Annotated in this window: 13 protein-coding genes; all 13 read right to left on the minus strand. The window is 37.8% G+C overall.

Features of this window, described 5'->3' with window-relative positions; translation table 11 throughout:
- Positions 1 to 37: 37 nt before the first annotated feature.
- The 13 genes from BHF70_RS06855 to ydjG all read right to left on the minus strand — a co-directional run bounded on the left by BHF70_RS06855 (position 38) and on the right by ydjG (position 14,618).
- Positions 38 to 1,693, minus strand: a complete 1,656-nt coding sequence (locus BHF70_RS06855) for a SulP family inorganic anion transporter (RefSeq protein WP_075759546.1) — start codon at positions 1,691 to 1,693, stop codon at positions 38 to 40.
- A gap of 105 nt (positions 1,694 to 1,798) precedes the next feature.
- On the minus strand, positions 1,799 to 2,356 hold the full coding sequence (locus BHF70_RS06860) for an SGNH/GDSL hydrolase family protein (protein WP_242946341.1): 558 nt from the start codon (positions 2,354 to 2,356) through the stop codon (positions 1,799 to 1,801).
- A 178-nt stretch (positions 2,357 to 2,534) separates the two neighbouring features.
- Positions 2,535 to 3,410, minus strand: a complete 876-nt coding sequence (locus BHF70_RS06865) for a cysteine ABC transporter substrate-binding protein (protein WP_334292852.1) — start codon at positions 3,408 to 3,410, stop codon at positions 2,535 to 2,537.
- Positions 3,411 to 3,425: 15 nt separating this feature from the next.
- Positions 3,426 to 4,163: an amino acid ABC transporter ATP-binding protein gene (locus tag BHF70_RS06870; RefSeq protein WP_075759548.1), complete on the minus strand. Its 738-nt coding sequence runs from the start codon at positions 4,161 to 4,163 to the stop codon at positions 3,426 to 3,428.
- Positions 4,164 to 4,173: 10 nt separating this feature from the next.
- Positions 4,174 to 4,851, minus strand: a complete 678-nt coding sequence (locus tag BHF70_RS06875; protein WP_075759549.1) for an amino acid ABC transporter permease — start codon at positions 4,849 to 4,851, stop codon at positions 4,174 to 4,176.
- Positions 4,832 to 5,491 (minus strand): amino acid ABC transporter permease, encoded by a 660-nt coding sequence (locus BHF70_RS06880; protein ID WP_075759550.1) that lies wholly within the window; start codon positions 5,489 to 5,491, stop codon positions 4,832 to 4,834. Before BHF70_RS06880 ends, BHF70_RS06875 begins: the two co-directional genes overlap by 20 nt.
- A 193-nt stretch (positions 5,492 to 5,684) precedes the next feature.
- Complete coding sequence (locus BHF70_RS06885) at positions 5,685 to 8,336, minus strand: translation factor GTPase family protein (protein ID WP_075759551.1); 2,652 nt, start codon at positions 8,334 to 8,336, stop codon at positions 5,685 to 5,687.
- Positions 8,337 to 8,414: 78 nt separating this feature from the next.
- On the minus strand, positions 8,415 to 8,858 hold the full coding sequence (locus BHF70_RS06890) for an RpiB/LacA/LacB family sugar-phosphate isomerase (RefSeq protein WP_075759552.1): 444 nt from the start codon (positions 8,856 to 8,858) through the stop codon (positions 8,415 to 8,417).
- Between the two features lie 12 nt (positions 8,859 to 8,870).
- The gene (locus BHF70_RS06895; RefSeq protein WP_075759553.1) at positions 8,871 to 9,902 is read right to left on the minus strand and encodes a 2-dehydropantoate 2-reductase N-terminal domain-containing protein; all 1,032 of its coding nucleotides are present in this window, start codon (positions 9,900 to 9,902) and stop codon (positions 8,871 to 8,873) included.
- Positions 9,903 to 9,974: 72 nt separating this feature from the next.
- Entirely contained in the window at positions 9,975 to 11,069 is a 1,095-nt protein-coding gene (locus BHF70_RS06900; RefSeq protein WP_330390972.1) for a PRD domain-containing protein, read from the minus strand.
- Positions 11,070 to 11,318: 249 nt separating this feature from the next.
- Positions 11,319 to 12,665 carry a dicarboxylate/amino acid:cation symporter gene (locus BHF70_RS06905; RefSeq protein ID WP_075759555.1) on the minus strand — a complete coding sequence of 449 codons (1,347 nt, stop codon included), beginning with the start codon at positions 12,663 to 12,665 and terminating at the stop codon, positions 11,319 to 11,321.
- 89 nt (positions 12,666 to 12,754) lie between these two features.
- Positions 12,755 to 13,510 (minus strand): DeoR/GlpR family DNA-binding transcription regulator, encoded by a 756-nt coding sequence (locus BHF70_RS06910; protein WP_075759556.1) that lies wholly within the window; start codon positions 13,508 to 13,510, stop codon positions 12,755 to 12,757.
- Positions 13,511 to 13,625: 115 nt separating this feature from the next.
- Positions 13,626 to 14,618, minus strand: coding sequence for an NADH-dependent methylglyoxal reductase (gene ydjG / locus BHF70_RS06915; protein ID WP_075759557.1), 993 nt, complete (start codon positions 14,616 to 14,618; stop codon positions 13,626 to 13,628).
- Positions 14,619 to 14,621: the final 3 nt, after the last annotated feature.

Below are 14,621 nucleotides of genomic sequence, written 5' to 3' on the forward strand. Positions count from 1 at the left end.
AGAAGTACGAAACAGTTTTGCTCCGTACTTCTTCTCTTTATAAACTTTCAGCTCTCTCAAGAGCTTTATCAATGTTTTCACAAAGATTTTCCCTGCCAATCAGTTCCAATAATCCTTTCTTTTTCATAACCTGATAAGGCTGCTTCTGTACATGAGATAAAATCAATGTTATATTCCGCTTTTTACATTCCATCAGAACATTAGATAAATGATTCATAGATGTGGTATCCAATGCAGGAATACTTCTCATTCGAATAATTATTTTGCGAATCTGACCTCTTTTCGGTCCATTCATGCTCCTTGTAATTACTTCCAGAAATTTATCAGCTGCCCCAAAAAACATTGGACCATTGATCTCATATACCAAAGTATCTTTCGGTACTTTTCGAAGCTGAATACTTTCCGGATCGTCTGCTTCCTCTTCATCGTCTACATATTTCCAGCTGGAAATCTCTGTTACCCCTGACATTCTCTTTATAAACAGAAGGCAGGCCAGCATCATTCCAACCTCTATTGCGACAACCAGATCAAATATAACGGTCAATACAAACGTGGCAATTAATATAATAGTATCACTTTTTGGAGAAGTTTTTACTACATTTACAAACTCTCTCCATCCACTCATATTATAAGCTACCATGATTAAAATTGCTGCAATGGTAGGCATTGGTATCAGTGCTGCATAAGGCATTAAAATAACCAGCACAAGAACCAGCACAAGTGCATGTACCATTCCTGCCACCGGAGTTCTCCCTCCATTTTTTATGTTGGCTGCTGTTCTTGCAATAGCACCGGTTGCAGGGATTCCACCAAACAGACCTGATGCCATATTTCCAACTCCCTGAGCAATCAGCTCCATATTGGAACGATGTTTCCCTCCAATCATACCGTCTGCCACTACACAAGAAAGCAGCGATTCAATGGCTGCAAGAATGGCAATGGTCATGGCATCCGGCAGCAAGGTCTGCACCATGGAAAACGTAAAATGTGGAACACGAAATACCGGAAGACTGTTACTGATCTTATACAGACTTCCTATTGTATTCACATTAAGATTAAAACCTTTCACCATAGCGATTCCAGCCAGAACCGCCAATAAAGATCCCGGAATCTTTCCATTAATCTTTGGCCATATAACAAGAATCAGAATTCCTGTTATTCCTACGGCCAAAGCCTGAGGATTCCATGTAGATGCACACATAACAGCTTCTCTTAGCTTCTCCACTGTTTCAATTGGCGCATTCTTAAATGAGAGGCCAAATAAATCTTTCACCTGTCCAATGGCAATGGTCACGGCTATACCTGCTGTAAATCCTGTAGTTATGGTATATGGAATAAATTTAATCAGTACTCCCATTTTAAAGATTCCCATAAGGATCAGAATCAGACCTGCCATAATAGTTGCAAGAATCAATCCATCCATTCCATTTCTGGCTACAATATTTCCAACAATAGCTGCAAAAGCCGCTGTAGGACCAGCAATCTGCACCCGGCTTCCACCCAGAAAGGAAATAAGAAATCCTGCAATAATTGCCGTGTATATTCCCTGTTCTGGTCTTACCCCAGAAGCAAGTGCAAGCGCAATTGATAATGGCAGTGCAATAATAGCCACAATAATTCCTGCAATTACATCCTTTGCAAATTGTTCTTTTGAGTAATCTTTTAGTGTCGTAAATAATTTTGGTACCAGCATACTATCTCCTCTTTTGTAATTTATTGCAACTGCTATCTACATTTCCCAAAACAGCGCGCAACATGCATAATTTTACCATACATATGGAACTGATACCACACGTTTTTATAACATTTTACATATGCATTTTCTAACAACCTCATATGCATTATCCTGCAGATGAATACCATCTATAGTATATTCTCTTGGAAGCTGTCCATCTGCACCTATCAGATGGCAAAACACATCTATATATTCTATTTTATTTTCATCACACAGCCTCTGAATTTCTCCATTGATCCGCTGAATTTCCTCATTGGATTTTCCATCTGCCCAGGAAGGCATCAAGCCAATTCTTTTCGTATATGCAGGGTACATAGATTCCACTATCAATCTTACCTGAGGAAGTTCTTTTCTGATACGAAGTGCCAGATTCACCAGACGTTTTGCAACAATATCATATCCGGGATATAAAGATAGCAGAAAATCATTAGCACCACCCTGCATCAGTACAATATCCGGTTTATGTGCAATCACATCATACTGAACTCTGGCCCCCATTTCCGCAATAGTATCTCCAGCCTGTCCGCTGTTGATAATCTCGGCATCGATATCGTTTAACTTATCCATAGGGAAATAATCCGTCAAAGAATCCCCAAACATTACGATCTTTTTCTGTTTCACTTTTCTTCCTCCCTTTCGCAACAAAGCGGACAAGTCCGCTATCAGCTCCCTGTATCCCTCAATCATGAGGGACTTGTTACGCTTTAGCGTAACAAGATTTTTCCTAATGAAATAAAAAATAAGCAGAGACTGTATAAATCTCTGCTCATATTATAACATACCTTAACGGTGTCTTCTGCTATTTCACTTCTCCGCCTTCTACAACCAGATTTTCAGGATCTGCTGCATCTCCATAAACTGGTTTTAATGTCTTTTCATAATCCTTATGGAAAAAGTTTTCTTTTCCAAGATCTTTGATTTCTTCATTGATCCAGTTTAACAGTTCCTTATTGCCTTTCTGGACAGCTGGTGCAATAGTATCAATATTTCCAATGGAATCAACTCCCACTTTAAATCCTTTATTTTCAATTGCCCATGCAAGAACCTCTGTATTATCTGTAGATAAGGCATCTCCTCTTCCGTCTAAAAGAGCATTAAATGCTTCGCTATACTGATCAAATTTTAATAGTTTAACACCTTTTCCATGTTTTGTGAAATATGTCTCTGCTGTTGTTCCCTTGCTGACAATCAGTGTTTTCCCCTTTAACTGACTTTCTTTGGTAATCAGTTTCTTTTCAGGTGAAACAATACCTAATGCAACCTTCATATACGGCAGGGCAAAATCTACCTGCTCAGCACGCTCATCGGTTACCGTAAAGTTTGCAAGAATAATGTCAACCTTTCCCGTTGTCAGATATTCCACACGACTGGCAGCTTCTACCGGCACATATTTTACCTTAACACCAAGATCTTTTCCAATACGATTTCCAAAATACACATCATATCCCTGATATTTTCCTTTTTCATCTACATATCCAAAAGGTTTTTTATCACTAAATACACCTATCACAATCTGTCCACTGTCTTTGATTTCCTCCAAAGATCTTGCTTTTGTCTTGCTTTCTGTTTTAACTGCTGAATTCTGCTGTTCGTCTTTCTTCCCACATGCTGTTAACAATGCTGCTGTTAAAACAAAAGCGGTTAATAATACCAATATTTTTTTCATCTTTCTCATCCTCTTTCTTTATGACTAAAATTCAAACACATTTAAAAACTGTCTTGCCCGTTCTGTCTTAGGCTTTTTAAAAAACTCTTTCGGGCTGTTTTCTTCTATTATTTTCCCCTGATCCATAAAAATAATCCTGTCTGCCACTGCTTTGGCAAACTGCATTTCATGGGTAACTATTACCATCGTCCTCCCTTCTTTTCCCAGTTCCAGCATTACATCCAGCACTTCTCGAACCATCTCCGGATCCAGAGATGCCGTCACCTCATCGAACAAGATAACCTCAGGATGCATACATAATGCCCTTACAATGGCCACCCTCTGCTTTTGTCCTCCTGAAAGCTGTCTTGGATAATCATCTTTCTTATTGTAAAGACCTACTCTTTTCAGCAGTTTTTCTGCTTCCTTTACAGCTTCTTCCCTGGTCCGGTGCTGAGCTTTTTCCGGTGCCAGAATAATATTTTTTAATACATTCATATGAGGAAATAAATCGTAACTTTGAAAAACCATGCCGATTTTCTGACGAATCTTATGAAGATTCTTAACATTTCCGGAAATTTTTTCTCCATCCAGATAAATCTCCCCGCCCTGGATTTCTTCCAGAGCATTGATACATCGAAGCAGAGTACTTTTACCACATCCTGAAGGGCCCAGAACCACAACCACTTCCCCTCTTTTAACAGAAAATGATACATCCTTCAAAACCTCCTGGTTTCCAAAAGATTTTCTCAGATTTTTTATTTCAAGTACTGGATTTTCCATTCTACTCCTCCTAATCTTTCCATTTTTCTTCTAAACGTGCCGCCAAAAGGGATACAGGATAACAGATAATAAAATACAAAAAGAAAATCACCCCATATATCCATAATGCTGCATCCGGCTTGGTCAGTCTGGCAGCCTCTATCATCTGCTGACCGATTTTAACAACTTCTACAACTCCAATCAGTACAACCAAAGATGTGGTCTTTATCATTCTGGTAACCAGATTCATAGCCTGTGGAATCAATCTTTTCGCTGCCTGTGGAATTAGAATATATAAATAAATCTGTGTATTGGTAAGTCCCAATGCTTTCCCGCTTTCACTTTGATGTACGGGAATGGATTCAAGAGCTCCTCGAACCAGATCTCCCATTTCGGCTGTTCCCCAAAGTACAAAAACAATCACAGAGGCCAGTTCGCCGCCTAAATCCCATCCCAGATGCTTTGCTGTGCCAAAGTAAACCAGAAACAGTAAAACCAGCTGTGGCATAATCCTGATAAATTCCAGATATACTTTCGTAATTCCCTTGATAACAGGATTTTTAAGCATCATAATGACTCCCAGGACAATCCCCAATATTATGGAAAAGAAAACGGAAATCAGCGAAATCCTGATGGTTACCCATAAACCACCCATAAGTCTTATAAAATTGTCTCCTTGAAATAGAACACTAATCCCCAGATCCTGCAAAACGAAGTCTCCTTTCCAGATAAGTAAAAATTATGGAAATTGGTAATAAAAGAATCAAATAGGATACCACAAGCATCAATAATGCTTCATCGGTTTTATAATATAATCCTATTAAGTCTTTTGCCACATGCATCAAATCTGCCAGTGCAACAATACTAAACACTGAAGTTTCCTTGATTAAAAAAATAACATTTGCACCTATTCCCGGAACTGCCACTGCAGCAGCCTGCGGCAATAAAATATAAAAGAATACCTGCTTTTTAGTAAGTCCCAGACTCAATCCGCTTTCTGTCTGTATTTTATCCACAGCCTCCATACCGCTTCGAAATGCTTCTGCCATATAACTTCCACCTAAAAAAATCAGCCCGGCAGCAGCACAGGTTTCTGAATCTAATATAATTCCCATTTTAGGAAGTCCAAAATACAGAAAAAACAACTGAATCAGAAGTGGCGTATTTCTTGATAATTCAATATAAATCCCTACAACCTTTGCTATAACCGGAACCTTATAGTAACGAATAATTCCGCAAAAAAGGCCTACGGCTAAAGAACCTATGATTCCAATGCAGGCAATTTTCATGGTAAGAAAGGCTGCTTCTTTATATAGACCACTATACTGCATTATAAAATTCCAGTCCAAACTATCACCTCATCTTTTCATATAAATCAGATATGAATAATAATATATTCTTTTTGTTATAAAAAGTCAAGTCCTTATTATATTCTTATTCAAGACTAACAAGGTCTTTCCTAATGAACTAAAAAAGGATATATAAAATATCATAATTTCATACATCCTTTTGTGTTCTTTTCAGTTTTATCGTTGCCGTTCCTTAATTATTGTTATCAGACAATTTATCTAGTTCTTCTTTGGAGATGACATCCATCAGATAATTTTTTGATGTCACCTGATTCTCCATGTATTCTTCCCGCAGCTGCCGGCTGGCTTCTTCTATATCTTTTTTAAATTCTCTGGCAGATAACAAACGGCACCCCTGTCCCCGGATAATAATCTGCTCCAGCCCATCAGAGGTTGCCACTGTCACATCATATTTACGTCCATGCTCATGAGCAAACTTTTCAATATACTGATCTGCAGTCTCAGCTTCTTTCGTATATACTATATGGATATTATGATAATCTAAAACCTCAGTATCATGTCCCTTTACTCTGTATGCATCAAAAACAACTATCAGTTCCATTCTTTTTATTCCCTGATAATTACAAAGCAAATCCATTAGCTTTCCACGGGCAGCATCAATATTTTCATCTGCCAGTTCCTTTAAATCCTTCCAGGCATAAATAATATTATATCCATCCACCAGCAGATATTTTTTAGACATATCTCTCGTTACAGATGACTTAACTGCAGATGATCTGTAATCTTCTGCTTTTCTCTGGATTTTCTTCTTTTTCCATTTGCTTTTATTATGCTGATTTGCATAATAAGTCTGTTCAAGAATCCTGTCTATTTCCTCTGTATCAATGGTTTCTTCTTCAATATATGCTCTACGTTGTGCCAGTGTATCTTCTTTTTCATCTGTTTCCTGACTTGAATCCATCAGTACACTTTCCAAATGCATATGATCCTTCACCTGATTCCATGGTACATAATAACCTGCTCCATGAGAACAAAATACAGAACCTGATGGATTGTCTGTATCTCCATCCGGGTCATATCCTGTAGCAGCAATAACCTCATCTGCATTATGACATAATTCATAACCTTTTAGATCACAAAACAACCTTCCCGTTCCTTTTGTATAGGCAATGACTTCTTTTTGATAATCCTGCATACATGCCACCGGTGCTGTTCCTGTTAAAACAGACATTTCACCTTCCGTTTCCGGTGTTTCAAAAGCTCCATGCATTTTTTCAATATCAGTCATTGCTCTTCCTACCATTGCCTGAGGAATTTCCAGCCGAAATTCATAATATGGTTCAAGCAGTACTGATTCAGCCTGCATTAATCCCTGACGAACGGCCCGGTACGTTGCCTGACGGAAATCTCCACCTTCGGTATGTTTTTGATGAGCACGTCCTGCCGCCAGTGTGATTTTTATATCTGTAATAGCCGCTCCTGTTAAAACACCCTGATATTCTTTCTCCATTAAATGGGTAATAATCAGTCTCTGCCAGTTGCGATCCAGATCATCCTCGCTGCACTGTGTATCAATCACAACTCCGCTGCCTCTCTCTCCCGGCTCCATCAGTAAATGTACTTCTGCATAATGACGCAGTGGTTCAAAGTGTCCCACACCTTCCACAGTATTGGCAATGGTTTCCCTATAAACAATATTCCCTTTGCCAAACTCAACTTCCACACCAAACCGATCCGAAATCAGACTTCTCAGAATCTCAATCTGTACTTCTCCCATCATCTGTACCTGTATTTCCTGTAAATCCTCTTTCCAGACAATATGGAGCTCTGGTTCTTCCTCTTCCAGCTGACGAAGTTTTGGAAGCATTGTAGCCGGACTGGCTTCCGGCGGCAGTATCATCTGATATGTAAGCACCGGTTCCAGCACTGGTTCATATCCGGTATGCTCCAGTCCCAGACCTTCTCCCGGCTTTGTCCTGGACAATCCTGTCACGGCACAGATTGTTCCTGCACAAGCCTCTGCTGCCATTTCAAATTTTTCACCGGAATATATTCGAATCTGATTAATTTTTTCCTCTGTATCTCCATTGGCAATTAAAGATTTCACCTTTAATGTTCCACCGGTAACTTTTAAATGAGTGAGGCGATTTCCCTGTTCATCTCTTGATATTTTAAATACTTTTGCCCCAAACTCCTGTGGATACTCTGGCATCTGTACATAACATTCAATCCCCTGAAGAAATTCTTCCACTCCCTGCAGTTTTAATGCAGATCCAAAATAACACGGAAATATCTTCCTGTCGGCAATCAGGCTCTTGATCTCTTCTGTCTCGACAATACCATTTTCAAGAAATCTTTCCAGTACTTCTTCATCTGTCATGGCTGCATTTTCCATAAAATCTTCGTTTTCTGTATTCGTAAAATCTATACATCCATCATCCAGACGATTTTTCAGTTCATAGAGCAATGCTTCTTTATCTGTTCCCTGCTGATCCATCTTATTGACAAATAAAAACACCGGTATTTTGTATTTTTTTAAAAGACTCCATAAAGTCCTGGTATGTCCCTGTACACCATCTGCACCACTGATTACCAGAATAGCATAATCCAGAACCTGTAATGTTCGTTCCATTTCTGCAGAAAAATCCACATGTCCCGGTGTATCCAGTAAAGTAATTTCCACCTCTTTTAATGGTACCACTGCCTGTTTAGAAAAGATCGTAATCCCCCTTGCCCGTTCCAGATCATAAGTATCCAGAAAGGCATCTCCATTATCAACACGACCCATTTTTCTAATATTTCCACTTGTATATAAAATTCCTTCTGACAAAGTTGTTTTTCCTGCATCTACATGCGCCAGAATTCCAACGGTTAATTTTTTCATTTTTTTCTCATTTCTATATTAATCTTGTTTTTTTTATTATAACAAATGAAAAAAAGATGTCCATGAACAGTTCTATTTTTATAATATCTTTTCATAATACTTGATTCTTTCTACTTTTTCTGTAGAAGGACCATCTTTAAATGTTAGTCCCATCCAGATATCCAGCAGATATAAAGCCAATTGAGGGGCGATTATCCTGGCTCCCATACACATAACATTTCCATTATTACTTAGAATAGACCGTTCTGTTGAAAACGGATCATGGCATACTGCTGCACGGATACCTGGAACTTTATTTGCTGTCATTGCCATTCCAATCCCGGTTCCGCATACAAGCACTCCTCTTTTGCAATCTCCTTCTGTTATTTTTTTGCAGGTTCTAACTGCCACATCTGGATATAATTCAATCTCTCCCTCATAAACTCCATTATCCACAACGTCATGTCCTGCCTTTATAAGATGCTTTTTTATGATTTCCTTTAATTCATATGCAGCTTCATCACATCCTAAAGATATTTTCATATTACCATCCTCCTAATCTTCTTCCGCAAATGCATCCCATGGAATATTTATTTTTTCACCTTTTGTAATCACATCATCTATATGCAGTAATAACGGATAATCACTTTCTTTTACTATTCCCCGCTTAGCCATATCGCGAACTGCCTGTGCAGTTCTCTGAGCAATAACAACAGCTTCCAGTGTTTCTCCTGCTAACATTTCTCTGGCTTCTTCGTAAGGTATTCCTTTTCCAAGCAAAATTCCGATTCTGCGACTTCTTCCATTGTGAACCGTCACATACAAATCTCCCACTCCGTGAATAAGATTTTTTTGTTTTCCTCCTACTACTGCTAAAAGTCTAGACATTTCTTTCATACTCTGTCCAAACAACAACGCCTGAGCATTGTATAAATTCATCCCATCTTCTCTGAGTTCTTCCATTCCAATAGCTGTTGCTGTTGCCATTGCATACCCGTTTTTCAGAGCAACCGCACACTCAACCCCGGTAATGTCTGTAGATAAACTAATGTGATAATAATCTATTTCCATTAATTTTTTAAACATTTTTAATACTTTCATATCACGCCCGCAAAATGCTACATGCGTCTGATCATGCATTGCAACCTTTAACGCAATACATGGTCCTCCAATGGCATTCAAACAAAGTTTTTTACCTCCGGGAATCATTTTTTCCCAATAATGTGGATATGGAACTAAAGTTCCTTCATCATTAATCAGTCCTTTTGTAACTGTAATCACCGGTACATTTTCAGGAATCAGAGGAAGAATCTCATTTCCAAACCAGTCAACTCCAAAACTGCTCACACCTCCAATTACCGCATCTGTTCCTATCAGTGCATCATTAAGTTCCTGAATCTGATAATATTTTACAGAATTGTAAAGTGTAGCTTTTAATGTAATATGGTAATTGTCTTTTCTCAAATGATCTATAATATCCTTATCAATATGTGTTCCTACAAGACGCACTTCATGTCCATTTTCTATTAACGGAAATGTCAATGCTGATCCCATTTGTCCCGCTCCTATAATCGTAATAATACTCATAAACTGACCTTCTTTCTGTACAACAACATCTGCTTCTTTTATGAATTAATTGTATCGAAATCTTGTCGGTACTTAAAGAACAGCTCTTTTCCTTAAAAAAGTAAAAAAATGGTCTTTACACAATCTCACAATATTTTTTTCCATTTCCCTCATTACCGCAAACATCTCTTCCGGCGTTTTGACTTTATCTATTTCTGTTCGTAACTCCTTATTTCCAAACAAACTTACCAGATTATATATAATGTGATTTATGCTTTGTCCATCCTGAATTCCAAAAACTGCAAAATAGAATACAGGATGTTCACCAGTATATAAAACCAGCTCTTTTAAACGAATAAGACTGGCAGATTCTCGTTTCACTTCTCTTTCTAAAAATGCAATAATCACTCCCTGACAAAGAATTGCATTTTTTCCATTACTCTTTAAATATTCTATCACTTCGTTAATCTGACTTTCTTTTATAGAACCTTCCAGACTCAGCAATATCCCTGCTGCTTTTGCTGCATTTTCCCAGGAATCGTATTTCTTATCAAAACAAATCGATGCAGGTGAGAAAAACTGTGTTAGAGATTTTCTGGCACTTTCTTTTTTCTGATGCTTTTCGTACCCCATAAAACTTTCTACTGGATTTTGGCAAAAAATTCTCTTTTTCTTCTGTATTTCCACTGCCATATTCTGAATTTTGTTAATATCCTCCTGATTAACCATAGGACTTGACACAAGAACATATGGAATTTCGATATTATCCAGCGGAATCGTGGAAATCACCATTTGAACTCCAGATTTTTTAATTTTTTGAATATTATGAACTGACATAATCTCCGTGACATTTATTATATGATCTAAAATCTTTAGCTTTGCAAGCATTAGCTGGGCAGTTCCTCTTCCTGCAGTACATACAATCGCAGTAGGAATAATACTTTTTTTAATAGTTTCTGCTCTGCTTTTTTCCCATACTGCTGCAAAATAAGTAACAATAAAAGATATTTCATCTTCAAAAAATTTACAATGAATCACTTCTTCAATCAATTTAATACGTTCTTTTACCTCATTATATATTTGAGGATATGTATCCTGTATTTCTTTTCCAATGGGATTAACCAGTATTTCCCCTGATTGAATTCTGTGAATCGCCGCCCGCATATGATCAATTAAAATATCAAATATACTTTTCTTCCAATAACAGTTCTATTTTTTACCTTTTTTCCTATAAAGAGGAAGAAGACATTTTCCACAGAAAATGTCTTCTTCAAAATCCATAACTTTTCAGATATCTCCTTGCATCATACTACAGATTTGTTCTATCAGCAAATTTTATCGCAACTGCAGAAAAAGACATTTCCCTTATCAGAAGCATTTGCTTCCAATTGAGAAAATGTCCTTTTTCAGAATTTATGGAGTAACTAATTGGAGTACCTAACTATTATAGATATCTATATCTAATTCTTTTTCTTTATAATTAACGATAACATTTGTTGCTGCATCACCAACAACATTCAGTGTAATAACCGCCATTCCCGGCAGATAACTGATTGCCAGTACCAATGCATAACCTACCATACATAACTCGGAATTTAATCCCAGTCCAGACATGATAACAAAAATCAAAGTCGTTCCTGCAACCGGGATGGCAGGTGTTCCCATTGCAACACAAATAGATAAAAATGCTGCCGTTATCAGCTGTGCAGGTGTAATATCCATTCCTGCAGCCGTGGCAATAAATGTAATTGCCATCATATGCATTGCTGTAGTACCGTTCATATTAATGGTCATTCCTGTTGGTAATACAAAACTACTAATCTCATCACTGCATCCAAGCTCTTCGATGCATGTCTTTCGATTTAATGGAAGTGTTGCTGCAGAAGATTGTGTTGCTGCCGCAAACATTCCAACCTTAAAAATTTTCTTTGCGAATTTCATAGGATTTAATCCAGTTAAAATAAAGATTCCAGCTGGATAAAGTGTTGCCACCAGCACCAGACTCATGACAATAGTTGCAATCATAAATGCTAATGTTGGTTTGATATATTCAACCCCATATGTTGCAAAAGTTCTTGCAAGCATACAGAAAATGGCGATCGGACTGATTTTATTGATCAGGAAATCCATATATACCTGAACAATGCTGCTAAGACATTCCATTAATTTTTTCATCGGTGCTGCTTTTTCACCAAGAACATTCATGGATAATCCAAGAATAACCGCAACTACTACAACCGCAAGAATACTTGTATTGGTTCCTAATACTTCTACTACATTGGATGGAACCGCATTTACAATTGTTGTTAATGGGTTGTATGCTTCCAGTGTTGCAACATTTCCTGTGTCTGCAACCGGAAGGTTTACAGAAAACCATCCCATGGATTTAATAAAGTAAGCAAAGCAGCCTGCAAGAAATGCTCCTACACAATAAAATCCAACAAAGGTTCCTATTGTCTTTCCTGCAATTTTCCCCAGTCTCTGTGGATCTGCCATACTGCATAATGCAATACTAAGAGAAGATAAAACCAGCGGTACAATTGCCAGCTGCAAACCTCTCATGAACAGCTGCTGTATTATGTAAAATATTCCCAAAGAATAAAATCCTTTTTCCTGAGTTATGTCCTGGAAAAAGATACGATTCAGCCAGTTCCATAATCCATCATTTCCACTTGCAGCTGTTGATTCTCTTAACCATAGACAGAGAACTCCCACCAGGATTCCCCCTGCCATGGCAATCATGATTTTCGTCATAATTGACATACTTTGTTTTTTCTTTCCCATTTTGCACCTCCGTTCCAGACAGTCAGGCAGGGATAGCGCACCTTACTGTCTATTTGGAAGCAAAAGTCATGCAGTGAAATGGTTTTCAATTAATAAATCAGCTGAATATTCTTTTCTCTGCAAAGCTGAATCCATTCGTCATCCGGTCGTTCATCTGTCACCAGATAATCTATGTCTTCGAAATCCAGTAAATGGGCAAAAGCAGTCCTTCCAAACTTTGTATGATCTACCAGCAATGCCACTTCTTCCGCCTGCCTGATCATACATTTCTTAACTTCTGCCTCGCTTTCATTGGTATCTGTAACCCCTTTTTCAAGGTCAAGACCCTTACAGCTGATTAATGCAATATTCACATGATACCTTTGGACCGTGTCCTTTGCCACCTGGCCCTGAAGAGAAAGTGTCTTCTTATTAAACATTCCTCCTGTGGAAATAATCCTGATGTTCGTATCTCCCAGTTCCCTGAAAATCTCCGTAGAAGCGCTTAATATCGTTAGATCTTTATCCTTTAGCAATTTTACTGCCTCCATTACTGTCGTACTGGAATCAGTTGCCAATGTATTCTTATCTTTTAGAAAATCAAAAGATGCCGATGCAATTTTCTTTTTCTCTTCGATGTTCATCGCTGCACGTTTATAAAAGTGTACATTTTCTTTCTGGACTGTTTGATTATATACTGCCCCTCCAAATGTACGCGTTAAAAAACCTTCTGCTTCTAATTTTTCCAAATCTCTTCGGATTGTTTCTTCCGTGACCTGATAGGTACGGCTTAAGTTTGACACAGTTACTTTCTTATCGGCCTTTAACTGCTGTCGAATCATATTCAATCTGTCTTTTGCTGCCATAATAAATCACCCCCATGATCACTTTTATTTTATCAGATTTTTTTGTGGAAATCAAAACAATCTTGCTTTGATTTCCACATTTTTCTGACAAATCCAAAGAGTAAGTGGAGTTATCTTATTTATCAATGGCTTCTGCTGATTCACGCATAAAAGCTACATCTTCAGGATCTAATTCTAATTCTGCTGATTTAACATTTTCTCTGATTTCATCAACTGTAGTTGAACCACTTAATAAATTCAAGAATTCTCCCTGTGCAAGGATCCATGCTAAGGAAAGATTAGCAATTGTACAATCATATTTTTCACAAAGAGGTTTCCATGATTCCATCATATCCATTGCATTCTGCATATTTTCCGGCTGGAACCATTTCTTAGGAATCTGTGCTCCAACTGGTTTGTAATCTCTTGGGAATGTTCCAGATAATAATCCCATTTCAAGTGGAGAATAGCACTGGATTGTGATTCCATTTTCACGAGCACATGGAATGATTTCATCTTCGATTCCACGGTCTAAGATAGAATATTTACACTGGATGATATCAAGGTCACCATATTTGATGTATTCTTCGATATGGTTGATATCTACGTTAGCAGCACCGATTGCTTTGATTTTTCCCTGTGCTTTTAAATCATTTAAAACATCCATTGTTTTCTGAATTGGAACATAATATTCTGATCCTTCGATGGATTGCCAGTGTGTCATATAGACGTCAACATAATCTGTTCCTAAACGTTCTAATGATGCTTCGATTTCTTTTTTAACAGATTCGCTGTTTAAGTTTTTGTATAACTGAATTCCGTTAACTACGTTAAACATGTCACCTTTCATTTCCTGATCCCATGTAACACCACATTTAGTGATGATTTTAACGTCCTCACGGTTCATTCCTTCTAAAGCTTTTCCAAGGATTTTTTCTGAATTACCGAAGTTGTATCCTGGAGCTGTATCGATCAGATTAACTCCAGCTTTTGGAGCTTCTCTGATTGTATCTACTACTGTCTGCAGGTCATGATCTCCACCCCATGCAGAACCACCACCAATAGACCAGGTTCCAAGACCGATTCTAGAAATATCCATTCCTGTTTTTCCTAATTTCATTGTCTTCATTTT

Origin of the sequence: Anaerostipes sp. 494a (genome assembly GCF_001940315.1) — a bacterium.
Taxonomy (GTDB): domain Bacteria; phylum Bacillota; class Clostridia; order Lachnospirales; family Lachnospiraceae; genus Anaerostipes; species Anaerostipes faecalis.